We start from the raw sequence: 13,833 nt of genomic DNA on the forward strand, positions 1-13,833 counted from the left end.
GCGACTTCGCCGAACACTGCTTCGCCCACGTCGGACTGGACTGGCGAGACCACGTCCGCTTCGACGAACGCTACCTGCGCCCCTCCGAAGTCGACGATCTGGTCGGTGACGCCTCCAAAGCCGAACGCGCCCTCGGGTGGAAGCCGTCCGTACACGCCCCCGAACTCGCCCGGCTCATGGTCGACGCCGAACTCAACCCGCTCCTCCACCCCTCGATCCCACGGTCCCCCGCCCCCAAGCGGACCGACCTCGCACCGTCCGCCGGGTGACACGGTGCTTGTCAGTGCGCTAGGGCCTGTCGTCACATTCCCGTCTGCCCCGCGACGCCTGGCACGCTCCCCACTGCCTTAAGGGCGTAGGAGGCACCCCCTCTCGCCGCACCGGGCGAAAGCCCAAGTACGACCAGTACGAGGACTTCCGCCCGGCACTCCCCCAGCCTTCGGGCGGGGGGGACCCCCAGAGCACGCTCCCCCACTCTCGGCTTCGCTCGAGCGGGAGGGGCCCCCACGACGCCGCGGGGCCGCCCTTCGGGCGACGACGGGAACGTGACGACAGGCCCTAGATGGCGTCAGTACAACCGAGATCCACGGGCTGTCGAGCCCGAGGCCACCATTGCCGAGCTCCCATGCAGGAGAGTCATGACACTGGAACGACCTTCCATCGGTGTCCTCACACCAAGTCGTAACTACCGGCGGTTCCTCGAGGACGCGGTGCTCTCGGTTGCCGAACAGGCCTATCCCCGCCTCGAGCATGTCGTTCAGGACGGCGCGTCCAGCGACGGTTCGGACCGACTGCTGGCAGAGCTTGCCGCGCGCCACCCACGACTGGCCTATCAGGTCGCGCCGGACGAGGGTCAGTCCGACGCGCTGAACCGTGCTGTGGCGCGCAGCAGCTCGGACTGGATCGGCTGGCTCAACGCCGACGAGTTCTACCTTCCCGGAGCGGTGGCCGCCGCCGCCGAAGTCATCGCATCGGAACCGGATATCGACGTCGTATACGGTGACTGCGCATTCGTGGATGTGTCCGGCCGATTCCTGCGGCTCCTGCCGTCACATGTGTTCTCACCGTTCACCTTGCGGCACTACGGCTGCTTCATCCCGACGTGCACGACCTTCATCCGTCGCAGCGTCCTGCCCGACCCCGGCTGGGACCCTCGTATGCGCAGGGCGATGGACTGGAGCCTGTTCCTCTCGCTCGCCGCTCGGGGAGCGCGATTCCGCTACCTGCCACGCGTACTGGCCGCATTCCGGGTGCATGCCGCACAGGTCACCAGCCGTCCTGCGGCACACGACGCTGCCGAGATGGAGCTCATTCGCACGCTCCACGGTCTTCCTCAGAACGCCAGAGCCCGGCATGCTTCCCACGTGCTCGGCCGGTTCACCCACATCGCTCACAAGGTCCGGACCCACGGGTACCTGAGACAGGTGCGTGCCGCCCAGGCGGCGCGGACCGGCGACCTGCGCTGGTGGACAACGGACAGTGCGCGTCACCGCACCCGGCTGCTGCTGGAGCTGTGAACGCAACCCGTCAGAGAAGGCGCCATGTTCGCCGCCTGCGCCGGGAGCCGAGACGAGTGAGACTCGGCCTTCTCCCGGCGCTTCTTCCTTCGCAGCCGACTGTTCCCGAGGAGGATTCCGGCTGCCCAGAAGAAGGGCAACGCACCGAAGGGTGACTCCAGAACGACGCCGACCATGGCGGCGATGAGAATGGCGATCACCAGCAGCATGCTCAGTGCTTCCAGCTCGTCCGGCACCACCGACCAGACAGTCCGGATCACCACGGCGATGAGGGTCATCAGCAAGGCAGCGATGGCGGTGAGCCCGACAAAACCGAGCCGGGCAAACGTGGTCAGCAAGTAGTTGTGGGGCGAGCGCAGACCGATGGTTCGCCCGCCCAACGGCAGATCGCCATCGGACAGTCGCAGAAAGTCCGTTCCGAAACCGACGCCCAGTGTCGCCCGGACGGGATCGTCAAGGGTGAAGGTCGCGACTCTCTCCCATGCGATCATGCGGGCCTGTGTGGTGCCCTGAACACCGAGCGCCATCGGTTGAGAAGCCCCCGCGCTTCCCGTCGTCGCGAGAAGGCGCTGACCGGCAGGGGTGGCAGGCAGCACAACCGCCAGTACCAGGACCGTGGTGGTGCCGATCAGCACGGTGCGTGCGACGTTCCGGCGTCTGTTGTCCAGCCTGATCATGCAGGCAGTCACCACGCACGCGCAGAACGACAGAAGGCCGGCTCGGGACTGCAGGTTGAAGGACACCACGAGAGCGGCTGCCACCAGGGATGTGTTGAACCAGAAACAGCCCCGCCGGATCCGGAGGATCGACAGGCCTACGAGCACACCGAGCATCGCCGAGTCGAAATCGGTCCTGATCTGCAGGGGATGTACACCGTTTTCTACCTCCGGAAGGCTCCGTACGACCTCCGGCGCGAACATGGCCAGCGCAACGCATCCCAAGTGGATCACAAGCGCACCATGAAGAACCTGGATGGTTCGCTTCCTGCCCGCCTCGCCGGTTTGCTGACAGGTGCTCGCGGAGAGGTAGGCAATCGCCGCATAGGCGAAGGGAGCCGCATCACGAGCGGCCGTCCGGACATCACCCTGGATGTCGACGAAGCGGGCGAGCACCACGAGAAGTACCAGCCCCACCAGGATTCCGGGGCCGCGGGTGTCCTCCGCGCTTTTCCCGGAGTGCACTCGACGGCCCAGGGCCTGGACGACGGCCAGAACCAGCAGGGCATCCGTGATGTAGACCGGCCCCAACGACACGTGGGAGATCCAGCGGCCGCCGATGAGCAGCATGGCGACCACCACGGTCCCGGCCAGGCGTTCTCGGCCACCGCTGTCTGCCGGGGCGGTGTCCAGAGAACCGATTCGGTCTGGACCAGGGGCTGTCCATCCGGTTCCGGCCGCTTTCGGATACAACACGTGCACTCCTTGTTCTGTCCGCGAGGGTCATCCCTGCCGACATTCCGCGAAACCCCGGAGGGACTGCGGTGACGGTGATCAGGCGCTGCTCAGCAGTCCGGCGCGACTCCCGTACCGCGGGGAATCCGCACGGCAGAAAACCGGTCCTTCGGTTGTGATGGGCGGCGCAGGCACTGTTATCGGTGGACTCAGAGGAAGGGCCGGCCCAGGACCACTGCCCGGAGGGTGCTTCAGTCGGGCGCGACACACAGCTCTTCGCGGGTCTCCAGGACTTCCTCATAGATCTGACGGATGGCGGCCGTCCAGGCCCGCTCGGTGAAGTGATCGGCATATACCTGGCGGCAGCGGCTGCGCAGGGAGGGGAAGCGGGCGGCGGCCTCGCTCAGGATCTGGGCGAGGGGCTGATCCCACTCGGTGACCAGGCCGGTGCCGTGTTCACGCACGGACTCGGCGACCGAGGATCCGGCGAACGCCATGATCGGCAGTCCGGCCGCCAGCGCCTCGACCGCCACGCACGGCGCTGCCTCGTACCAGCGGCTGGGGAAGACCAGTCCACGCCAGGAAGGCATCCGGCGACGCAGTTCCGCGCGGTCGAGGTGCCCGAGGAACCGGACCGAGGACGGGGCGGCGGCTCGGCAGGCGGTGAGGAGTTCGCCGTCGCCGACCACGTCCAGGGGTTCGCCGTCCGGCCACCGGCGGAGGAGTTCCAGGACGCCCTTCTCCGCCGTGAGGCGGGCGGCGACCACCCAACGGCCGGTCTCGTCGGACTGGCATTCGTCCTGCGGTTCGCTGACGAAGTTGGGGACGAGGGAGAGGCGTTCGGCCGGCAGGCCCGTTCGTAGATAGACGCGTCGGCTCAGTGCGGAGAGCACCACGATCCGGTTCGCGCGGGCCAGCAGGGGGTCTCCTGTCGCGCCACGACGTCCGGCCCAGGCCAGTGGGAGTGTCGCGGCGCTCGAGTCCCGGTAGCAGCCGTGGCGAAGGCCCGCCCAGCGGTCTCCGTCCGGGCAGCGGGTGCACGTGGCGCCCTCGCGGTAAAGGGTCGCCCCGGCGCACAGCGGACGGTAGTTGTGCAGGGTCGCGACAAGCGGGCCGTCCCACCCTCGTACCCAGGAACGCCCGAAGTTGGGGAAGAGGTTGTGTACGTGCACGACGTCGGGGGCGTAGGAGCGCAGCCGGTCGAGCGGGTTGGCGCCCAGTCCGGACATCACTCGCGCGGCAGCCCGCAAGGGGTAGAAGGGGTCCCGGGCCAGCTCATCGGTGTGGACGCCGAACAGCTCCACGTCGTGCTGCGCCGCCCGCAACGCGCGCACCTGATCGCGTACGGCCTCGTTCTCTCCGCTGGGCTGCCCGGACGCATAGAAGCTGTGGACGACCGCGATCCTCATGACAGGTGCCCTTCGGGCATGAGCCGGGGAGGGCGCAGGGCGATGCGCGCCAGGTAGGGGGGGTTGTTGCGGAGATAGCGGCGCCACAGTCGGCGTGGCTCCTTCGCCAGGCGGTACGCCCACTCCAGGCCGCGTTGCTGCAGCCATCCGGGGGCCTGCGGTTTGAGGCCGGCGTGGAAGTCGAAGGCCGCGCCGACGCCGAGCAGCACCGGAGCGTCGAGCCGGTCTCGGTACTCGGCCATCCACAGCTCCTGCTTGGGTGCTCCGATGCCGACCCAGACCAGGTCGGCGCCGGAGGCGTTGATGGTGGCGACGACCGCGGCCGACTCGTCCGCCGTCAGCGGCCGGTACGGCGGCGAGTACGCGCCCGCGATCTTCAGCCCGGGAATCCGGCCGACCAAGCGCTCGCCGAGGAGTTCCGGCACGCCCTCGCCGGCGCCGTACAGGAACGACGACCAACGCTTCTCGGCGGCCCGTTCGAGGACGGCGAGCATCAGGTCAGGTCCATAGACCCGGCGCATCCAGTGCGCCCCGGCCCGGTGGCCCGCCCACACCATGGGCATGCCGTCGGGGACGGTCAGGCCTGAGGCGTTCAGAGCGTGGCGGAGCCGCGGGTCACGCTGAGCTTCCATGACGCCGTGGACACCGGTGACGCAGACGTAGTTGCGTTCGCCGGTCTCGATCCAGTGGGAGATCTTCTCGAGGGTCATGTGCGGGTCGACCGCGCTGATCCCCACACCGAGCACGTCGACCCGTGGGTGATGGCCCATCAGTTCTGCTGCAGACGGCCGTCGAGCTTCGCCTTCACCTGGTCGTGCACCCAGCGATAGGTCGCTTCCAAGCCGTCCGGCAACGAGACCTCCGGTTCCCAGGCGAGCTCTTTGCGGATGCGGGTGTTGTCGCTGGTGCGGCCGCCTGCGGCGAGGGAGCCCGGCACATGACGGTGCTTCAGCCTGACGCCCGCGATCTGCTCGACGATCGCGTACAGCTGGTTGACGGAGACGACCCCGTCCGAGCCGATGTTGACCGGCTCGGTGTACTCGCTGCGGATGAGACGCAGGGTGCCCTCGACGCAGTCGTCGATGTAGGTGAAGCTGCAGGTCTGCTCGCCGTCGCCCCAGATCTCGACCTCGCGGGCGCCGGTGAGGACGGCGAGGGCGATCTTGCGGCAGGCGGTGGCGGGGCCCTCCTCGCGCCCGCCCGTCCAGGGGCCGTAGGGACCGTAGACGTTGTGATAGCGGCCGACACGGGTCGCCAGTCCGTAGTCCTCGCGGAAGTGGCGGGCCATGCGTTCGCTGAAGAGCTTCTCCCAGCCGCAGCCGTCCTCGGGCACAGCCGGGTACGCGTCCTCCTCGCGCAACGGAACGACGTCGGCCTCGGTCTGCGCGTGCGCGGCGTACACCTCGGCGGACGAAGCGTAGAAGTAGCGGCCGACCTCGTGGAGCCGGGAGGCGAGCAGCATATGCGTGCTGGAGAGCACGGAGAGCATGCAGGCAGCTTTGTTCTCGATGTAGCCCATGGCGCCCACGCCGGCTGCGAGGTGGTAGACCTCGTCGGCGCCGCCGTCGAGGATCTCGTTGCAGGTGCCGTGCAGTGAGGCGTCGGCGACCAGGTTCACCGCTCCGTCATGGGTCTGGTACCACTCGTCGAGGGGATTGCGGTCCACAGCCCGCACGCTCTTGCCCTCGGCGAGCAGAGCCCGGGTCAGATGTCCGCCGATGAAGCCGCCGGCTCCTGTCACCACTGCGTCGATGTCGGCCACGAATCGTCTCCTTGGGCACTCAAAGATCAATTCACACAGAACGGGAGAACCAGGAAAGAGGAGCCGGCCTCCCGGCAGCCCGAGGCTCCTCCGGGGCAGCGCGAGTCATCCGTTCCCCGTCGCACGCTGTCCGGGCGGTCGTCCGGCGAACGCCTCAGCCGCTGTCGGCCCGGACCACACCGATGGACTTCGCCGGCCCCGCCTCGGCGTGCGGTCCGGAAGGCTGGGCACGCGGTCGCAGGTGGCGTCGGAGCCGGAGCGCCGCCACGCCGATGGACACCAGGCCGCTCAGCGCCAGTCCGTTGCCGTACACCGACTGCCAGAACGACCAGCTCGTCTCGGGGCGGCCGTCCAGCGACCAGGGAGCCAGACCGACCAGCCCCAGCCGGCCCATGATCCGCTCACCGCCGGGACCGGCAACGGTCCACACGGTCCAGGGCAGGCAGCACAACAGATACGCCGCCGCACCGCACCAGCGCCATACGGCTTCACGTCTCGTGGTGGCGGTCAGCGCCGCGAAGACCAGAAGCACCAGGGCAGGTACGACCCACACCCAGTGGTGCAGCCAGGAGATGGGGCTGACGAGTGTGCTGGTCACGCCGCACAGCACGATCCCCAGGAGCTCTTCGCCACAGCGATGGGCCAGCACGGCGCACGCGATACCGGCGACAGCAGTGACCGCGACCGTGGCGAGCCAGACAGCGTGCTCTGCGAAAGCGTCGTGGACAGCCCGCGCCACGACACCGTTGAGCGATTGGTTCTCGACTCGGGTGGCGACTCGGGCGAGGCCCAGGCCGGCCTTGTCGCGGGCTTCCGTCAGAAGCCCGCCACTGCTCCAGAAGATCCAGGAGGCGCGAGGACAGACGACGAATCCGATGCCGGCCGTCGCCGCAAACGTCGCACAGGCAGTGATCGCCGCCCGGATGCGCCGGGTGAACAGCAGATACCCGACGAAGATCACGGGGGTGAGCTTGATTCCCGTCGCCAGACCAATGCCCACCCCGCGCCATCGAGACCCCGGGGGAAGAGCGAAGTCCGCCAGCACCAGGGCGAGCAGGATGAGACCCACCTGCCCCAAGTAGAAGACCTGGAAGACGGGCATCAGCCAGAAGGACACCCCTACCAGGGGGAGCACCAGCACGGCGGAACGGAGTCCGCTGCGCCGGGCGTGCCGGAAGTCGAAACGGTCGGCCAGCCGCACCGAAGCCCAGCAGGAGATCGCCAACGCACCCAGTGACACCAGGCTGAAAACCGCGCCGGGAACCGCTTTGCCGAACCCGGCCGCGGGCACGAAGAGGAGAGCGGCGAACGGGGGATAGACGAAGTTCAGCACGCCGTCACGCACGGCGTAGAGCTGCGACTCGTCGGAGAGCACCGCAGCACCGGCCGCACGGTAGAAGTCGAAGTCGCTCAGGTTGTCGCTCGGATTGAATCCCGCCGCCACCACGCCTGCCACCGCGACCAGCGCGACGAGGACGGCGCAGGGCACCATGGGAGCGGCCCTCATGGCCCCGAACCACCGCAGAGCAAATGCGATCATGGGGGCTATCGTGGCCGACACGTCCGGCCGGAAAGGCAAGGCTCCAGCGGCCAGGGGCGATTCCATACGAACGGCGGAGACCATGAAGGTCCGTCTCGGCCAAGGCGTGCGGTGCCCTCGTGTGGCCTGCGTCGAACCCCCTCATTTTGTGCTATCCTCCGCCGCCACCCTGGGGCCGACGCGGACGCCGCACCATGCCCCGACCCCGGCCCGGGCGGGGAAGGTGTGCCTCAGCGACGCAGATCACCGCCCGCGCGACTACAGCGCGGCGGCATATGTTGGGTAGTCTCAGACGGACTACATAAGTTACTGCTTAGTAATCTTAGTGGTCACCGAAGACCGAAGCTCCGCTGAAGCACACCGCTGAAGCACACCTCGCAGGCCCGAGGAGCCCCCAAATGCAACTCGCCGCGATCATTGTGTCGCTGGTACTCGCCGTGGTCGGCGTGGCACTGTTCGGCCGTGCCATCGCACAGATCTACCGGTTCGCACGGCTCGGCCAGGACGTCCCCGCGGGCACCCGCACCGACGACTGGGCCGCTCGCACCGTCACGGTGGTCAGGGAGTTCCTCGGCCACACCCGGATGAACCGGTGGGGGGTCGTCGGCGTCGCGCACTGGTTCGTCGCTGTCGGCTTCTTCTCGCTGGTGGCGACCCTGGTGAACGCCTTCGGGCAGCTCTTCCAGGCCGACTGGACGCTGCCGATCATCGGCCACTGGCTGCCGTACGAGATGTTCGTCGAGTTCATCGGCACGATGACGACGCTGGGCATCCTCACGCTGATCGTGATCCGCCAGCTGTCGCTGCCGACCCGGGCCGGACGCAAGTCCCGGTTCGCCGGCTCCAACTTCGGCCAGGCCTACTTCGTCGAGGCCGTCATCCTCATCATCGGCCTCGCGATCATGACCCTGCGCGGCCTGGAGGGTGCACTGGCGGGCGTGCACGGCTACGAGACGGCGTACTTCGCGTCGTACCCGCTGGTCGCCGCCTTCAAGGGGCTGAGCGTCTCCACGCTGCAGAACCTGATCTACCTCACCGCGATGATCAAGATCGGGACGTCCTTCGTCTGGATGATCACGGTCTCGCTCAAGACGGACATGGGCGTCGCCTGGCACCGGTTCCTGGCGTTCCCCAACATCTGGTTCAAGCGGAACGCCAAGGGTGAGACCGCCCTCGGCGCACTGCTCCCGATGACCTCCGGCGGCAAGCCGATCGACTTCGAGGACCCGGGCGACGACGACGTCTACGGCGTCAGCCAGATCGAGCACTTCTCCTGGAAGGGCCTGCTGGACTTCTCCACCTGCACCGAGTGCGGTCGCTGCCAGTCGCAGTGCCCGGCGTGGAACACCGGCAAGCCGCTCTCGCCGAAGCTGCTGATCATGTCGCTGCGCGACCACGCGCACGCCAAGGCCCCCTATCTCCTCGCCGGCGGCGGCAAGACCATGGAGGGCGAGGAGAAGGCGTCCGAGGAGCAGCTGGCCGGGGTGCCCGCCGCCGCTCTCGCCGAGGCCGAGCGCCCGCTGATCGGCACCGTCGAGGAGAACGGCGTCATCGACCCGGACGTGCTGTGGTCCTGCACCACCTGCGGCGCGTGCGTGGAGCAGTGCCCGGTCGACATCGAGCACGTCGACCACATCGTCGACATGCGCCGCTACCAGGTCATGATCGAGTCCGCGTTCCCGTCCGAGGCGGGCACGATGCTCAAGAACCTGGAGAAGAAGGGCAACCCCTGGGGCCTGGCCAAGAAGCAGCGCCTGGAGTGGACCAAGGAGGTCGACTTCGAGGTGCCGGTCGTCGGCAAGGACATCGAGGACCTCAGCGAGGTCGACTACCTGTACTGGGTCGGCTGCGCGGGTGCTCTCGAGGACCGGGCCAAGAAGACCACCAAGGCCTTCGCCGAGCTGCTGCACATCGCGGGCGTCAAGTTCGCGATCATGGGCGGCGACGAGAAGTGCACCGGTGACTCCGCCCGCCGCCTGGGCAACGAGCCGCTCTTCCAGCAGCTCGGCGCCGAGAACGTGGCCATGCTGAACATGGCCTTCGGCGAAGACGATGAAGACGAGTCGACCAAGAAGCCGAAGTCGGCGAAGAAGATCGTCGCCACCTGCCCGCACTGCTTCAACACGATCGCGAACGAGTACCCGCAGCTGGGCGGCGAGTTCGAGGTCATCCACCACACGCAGCTGCTGCAGCACCTCATCGACGAGGGCAAGCTCATCCCGGTCACGCCGGTCGAGGGTCTGATCACCTACCACGACCCCTGCTACCTGGGCCGCCACAACAAGGTCTACACGCCGCCGCGCGAGATCATGTCGGCCGTTCCGGGCCTGCGCCAGCAGGAGATGCACCGCCACAAGGAGCGCGGCTTCTGTTGCGGCGCCGGCGGCGCGCGGATGTGGATGGAGGAGCGGATCGGCAAGCGCATCAACAACGAGCGCGTCGACGAGGCCCTCTCCCTCAACCCGGACATCGTCTCCACCGCCTGCCCGTTCTGCCTGGTCATGCTGACCGACTCGGTCAACGGCAAGAAGAACGACGGCCAGGCGAAGGAATCGGTCCAGGTCGTGGACGTCGCGCAGCTGCTGCTCGACTCGGTGAAGACACCTGCCGACAACCCGCCCCCGGCGGGTGAGGCGGAGGCGGAGAGCACTCCGGAGCCGGAGCCCGTCAAGTAACACCGCGATACGGGGCTGAACGGAGGCCGGTTGTGCGTCAGGCGCACAACCGGCCTCCGTCGCGTCATACGGGGCTCGGGCTCGCGTTCATCCAGGGGCGGAGGGCGGAAGTCCGGCCGCGACAGCGACGCGGTCACGAAAGCGGGACGCTTTGGGCGGAGTCCGCGCCGCCGGAGGAAGCCTGAAGTACTCGCCCAGCGCCTCCCTGGCGAGTGCGGGGGAAAGCTCCAGGCGTTGCGCGAGCTCGGCGACCATCCCCTGCGGATGTGTCAGTTCCCGTACGACTGTGTCGACGTCGTGCCAGCGTAGATATGCGCCGGCCTGCACGAGGTAGTGGATCAGATCTCGCAGAGGCTGATCCGCGATCCCCGCCCGCTCCCAGTCGACCAGGGCGATCCCCGCGGGGGTCCGCAGGACATTCCAGGGCGCGAAGTCCCCGTGCACGATCGGGCCGCACCCGGAAGCCGTCATGCCGAGCACCTCGGTGATCTCCAGCAACTCGTTTCGCTCAAGCGGCCCGGCGGGCCGCGAATTCGGCCAGGCCAAAGTCACCACGACGTACCGCTCCCCCACCAGGCCGGCGAAGAGGAATTTCGGCACGGCGAGGCGAAGCCCCCTACCCGGGATCGTCTGAAGGAATTCCGCTTCGTTGCGCAGCGGGCGGTCATCCGCCTGGCCGACCTTCAGGACATAGCGCGGAACTCCCCCCGAGGAGATCGCGGCGATAAGCCTGCCCGGCATCGACGACTGCACGACAGCCGCGCCATCGGCATCGGTGAAGAACTCGGAGAGGGAGGGCTCCAGGCCGGCCAGTGGATTCGCGACCCCGACGCCGAGCCCCATACGCGCGGCCGCCTGGTCGAGCAGGGCGGCGACACGGCCGGCCGGCCGGGACGGACGGTCGATCAGCCGGGCCGCCGCGACGGCGTCCCGTCCGCCCGTGGTCCTCAGTCCGATGCGTCGCCCCAGTGGGCCGGCCCGTAGAAACCCGCTCCGCCAGGAGCAGCAAAGGCCGCTGGACAGGCTCATTCCACAGCTCTGGCAACGTACAACTGTTCCACCATCAGCTTCCCGGCGAGCCCTTGCATGCGCGGTCCGGCCGCGAGTGAGTCCACCCGCCGGAGCGCCGCGCCGGGAAGATGCCGGTGAAGAGCCGACGGGAACATCGAGAATCCGTACCGACGCTCGATCCGGAACCCCGTCGAAGCGAGCAGAGCGGCGATATCCCGATGCCGCAGCTCGTTGGGCCGCTCTTTCCTCGGTTTGGGCACACGGACAGCAAGCGATCGCATACTGGGAAAGTGGCCGTGATTGTTGAGCACGAGCAAGGCTCCGGGCTCCACATGCTCCCTGATCCGGCGCAGGATGGGAATCCTGATGTCGTGGGAGGCATTCAGGAAGAAGCGAAAGACGGTCACGGCATCGTAGGGGCCGGACAATAGGTCTTCCTTGAGCACGCAGCCGGTCCTGATCTGTGCTTTCGGACTGGCGGCGGCCGCTCGCCCGGCCATCTCGGGCGAGATGTCCACGCCGGTCAGCTCGTCCGCCGCGCATTCGGCGGCGCGCAGGATCCGGCCGGTGCCGCATGCGAAATCGAGCAACCGGAGCCGCCCGCGTTTCTCGCGCTCGCCGCGCAGCACGCCTACGACCGTAGGCTTCTCCAGGTTCCAGACATAATCATCATAACTGCCGTTTTCGTAGAGAAGAGCATAATTTTCGACGCTCCTCTCGTCGACGAAAGCGGTGCTGTAGCCGCTCCACCCTGATCGTGTCATTTCACGGCCCCATTCTTACGGCGGGGGACTTCTGATTGCCGAGTAAAGTCCCGTTGCAAGCCTATGCCGCTCGACCGGCCAGGCCCGTGAAGCAGTCGACGAAGGTCACCCGTGTGGTCGTTCAAGCGCCGCATACTCGACCGGCTTCACTCCTCGGCTTCACTCCGCCGCAAGGGCCGCCATTTGACTGAGAATGCAAATTACCAATTATTCTCGAAACGCTTGTGACACTGTCGGCTGCCCCCTGGCGTGACCGATGTTCCGTGCGTTCGTTTGGCACGGGATTCAGCACGGGGACCGGATCGGCCGCCCCCACGTCACCTGACCCAGGAGGGGTGACCTTGCCGCAGAGCCTGGTGACACGCCCGGAGTTCGCTGCCAAGAGGCCACCGAGCCGCATGTCCCGCGCGATCTGCTGGTGGGAGTCACACGCCCGCGTGATCGCGATGGTCGCGGTCGGACTGTCGGTGATGTTGGCCGGCAGCTACGCGCTCGTCCTCGGGGACACGATCCGGTTCCCCGACGAGCAGGAATACGTCACGCTGACCCAGAACCTGGCGGACGGGCGTGGCTTCAGCTATCAGAGCATCCCCTCGGCCTTTCGGCCCGTGGGGGTGGCCGAGGGTCAGGCCACTGCCTACCGTCCGCCCGGAATCGTCTTTCTCTACCTGCCCGTCTACCTGGCCGGCGGCGGAGTCGTCGCGTTGCGGCTGGTCGGTGTGCTGGCGCTGGCGGCATCGGTGTGGCTGGCCTTCTTGCTCGGTCGCCGCCTGGGATCCGCAGGGACCGGTGCTCTGGCGGCTGTGGGCGTCGCCGGCTATCCGCTGTTCCTGTTCACCGCGACCACCCTCTACCCGCAGATTCCGGCCCTCGCGCTGCTGCTTCTCGTCCTGGAGGCCACGCTGCGCATCGCCGACCGGCCGCCCCGCCTGGGGCGCTGGATTCTGGCGGCAGGCGTCGCCGGTGGGCTGCTGATCCTGACCGTGCCGACCTTCGCCCCGGCCATCCCGTTGATCCTCGGCTGGGTCGCCTGGACCAAGCGGCGGCAGGCGAACCGAGCAGTCGTCCGGCGCGCGCTCACGGCGGCGCTCGCTGTGACGATCCTGGTGGTCGGGGCCTGGACCGTACGCAATGCGATCGAGCTCAAACGGTTCGTCCCGGTGGCCACCAACGGAGGGTTCAACCTCTTGCTGGGCAACTACGAGGGGGTCACCGCCGCCACCGGCACGCGCGCCGACGTCTCGCAGATCTATGCCGACGCCGAGAATGCGGGCCTGACCGAGGCCGAGGCGGACGGTTACTTCGCCGATCGCGCGCTGGCCTGGATCCGCGCGAACCCCGGCGAAGAAGCCCTGCTGTATCTGAACAAGGTCGCCTATACCTTCGCCTACAGCAACGACCTGGCGACGAGCGGCCAGCAGAGCGTGCTGCGAGATCTGGTGTCAGCGCTGAGCTTCTATCCGGTGCTGCTGCTGGTGGCGGCACGCGTGCTCCTGTCTCGACGTCGTGCGCTCACGCCGACCGAGAAGCTGATGCTCGGCATGGTCGTCACCGGCATCCTGCTGTTCGCCGTCTTCTTCGTACGGATCCGGTTCCGGCTGCCGATGGACGGCATCATGATCATTCTCGCGGCCGCCGGGGCGATGCACCTGCTGACGCTGCGGCGGCCCGACCTGGACAGCTGACCGTCGTAAAAGGGCCGATCCAGTCGTACGGACGTATCTCGGGGAAACGACAGATACGGTGGCCGTGTTTCCGGGGAAG

General features: G+C 67.8%; 11 protein-coding genes. 4 read left to right on the forward strand and 7 right to left on the reverse strand.

From position 1 onward, the window contains the following. On the forward strand, positions 1-269 hold a 269-nt coding region (locus tag ACWD4J_RS41925), incomplete at its 5' end, for a GDP-mannose 4,6-dehydratase (protein WP_451400811.1). A gap of 369 nt (positions 270-638) precedes the next feature. After that, entirely contained in the window at positions 639-1,517 is an 879-nt protein-coding gene (locus tag ACWD4J_RS41930) for a glycosyltransferase family 2 protein (protein ID WP_451400812.1), read from the forward strand. Here the strand turns inward: ACWD4J_RS41930 and ACWD4J_RS41935 are convergent. The 5 genes from ACWD4J_RS41935 to ACWD4J_RS41955 form a co-directional block, all read right to left on the reverse strand. Beyond that, entirely contained in the window at positions 1,487-2,803 is a 1,317-nt protein-coding gene (locus ACWD4J_RS41935; RefSeq protein ID WP_451400813.1) for an O-antigen ligase family protein, read from the reverse strand. The two genes, ACWD4J_RS41930 and ACWD4J_RS41935, sit on opposite strands and share 31 nt — an antisense overlap. Positions 2,804-3,159: 356 nt before the next feature. Continuing rightward, positions 3,160-4,317: a glycosyltransferase family 4 protein gene (locus ACWD4J_RS41940; RefSeq protein ID WP_451400814.1), complete on the reverse strand. Its 1,158-nt coding sequence runs from the start codon at positions 4,315-4,317 to the stop codon at positions 3,160-3,162. Continuing rightward, positions 4,314-5,087: a WecB/TagA/CpsF family glycosyltransferase gene (locus ACWD4J_RS41945; RefSeq protein ID WP_451400815.1), complete on the reverse strand. Its 774-nt coding sequence runs from the start codon at positions 5,085-5,087 to the stop codon at positions 4,314-4,316. Before ACWD4J_RS41945 ends, ACWD4J_RS41940 begins: the two co-directional genes overlap by 4 nt. Next, positions 5,087-6,079: an NAD-dependent epimerase/dehydratase family protein gene (locus tag ACWD4J_RS41950; RefSeq protein WP_451400816.1), complete on the reverse strand. Its 993-nt coding sequence runs from the start codon at positions 6,077-6,079 to the stop codon at positions 5,087-5,089. Before ACWD4J_RS41950 ends, ACWD4J_RS41945 begins: the two co-directional genes overlap by 1 nt. Positions 6,080-6,233: 154 nt before the next feature. Beyond that, positions 6,234-7,619, reverse strand: coding sequence for a glycosyltransferase 87 family protein (locus ACWD4J_RS41955; RefSeq protein WP_451400817.1), 1,386 nt, complete (start codon positions 7,617-7,619; stop codon positions 6,234-6,236). Between the two features lie 398 nt (positions 7,620-8,017). Here ACWD4J_RS41955 and ACWD4J_RS41960 point away from each other — a divergent pair, with 398 nt between their 5' ends. Then, positions 8,018-10,294, forward strand: coding sequence for a (Fe-S)-binding protein (locus ACWD4J_RS41960; RefSeq protein ID WP_451400818.1), 2,277 nt, complete (start codon positions 8,018-8,020; stop codon positions 10,292-10,294). Positions 10,295-10,381: 87 nt separating this feature from the next. On the opposite strand, the gene ACWD4J_RS41965 is transcribed toward ACWD4J_RS41960, so the two are convergent. Together ACWD4J_RS41965 and ACWD4J_RS41970 are read right to left on the reverse strand one after the other, a co-directional pair. After that, positions 10,382-11,137 carry a phosphotransferase gene (locus tag ACWD4J_RS41965; RefSeq protein WP_451400819.1) on the reverse strand — a complete coding sequence of 252 codons (756 nt, stop codon included), beginning with the start codon at positions 11,135-11,137 and terminating at the stop codon, positions 10,382-10,384. 182 nt (positions 11,138-11,319) lie between these two features. After that, entirely contained in the window at positions 11,320-12,069 is a 750-nt protein-coding gene (locus tag ACWD4J_RS41970; protein WP_451400820.1) for a methyltransferase domain-containing protein, read from the reverse strand. A 341-nt stretch (positions 12,070-12,410) separates the two neighbouring features. Here ACWD4J_RS41970 and ACWD4J_RS41975 point away from each other — a divergent pair, with 341 nt between their 5' ends. Next, on the forward strand, positions 12,411-13,754 hold the full coding sequence (locus ACWD4J_RS41975) for an ArnT family glycosyltransferase (RefSeq protein WP_451400821.1): 1,344 nt from the start codon (positions 12,411-12,413) through the stop codon (positions 13,752-13,754). Positions 13,755-13,833 lie beyond the last annotated feature (79 nt).

The sequence above is a fragment of the Streptomyces sp. NPDC002577 genome (assembly GCF_053594815.1).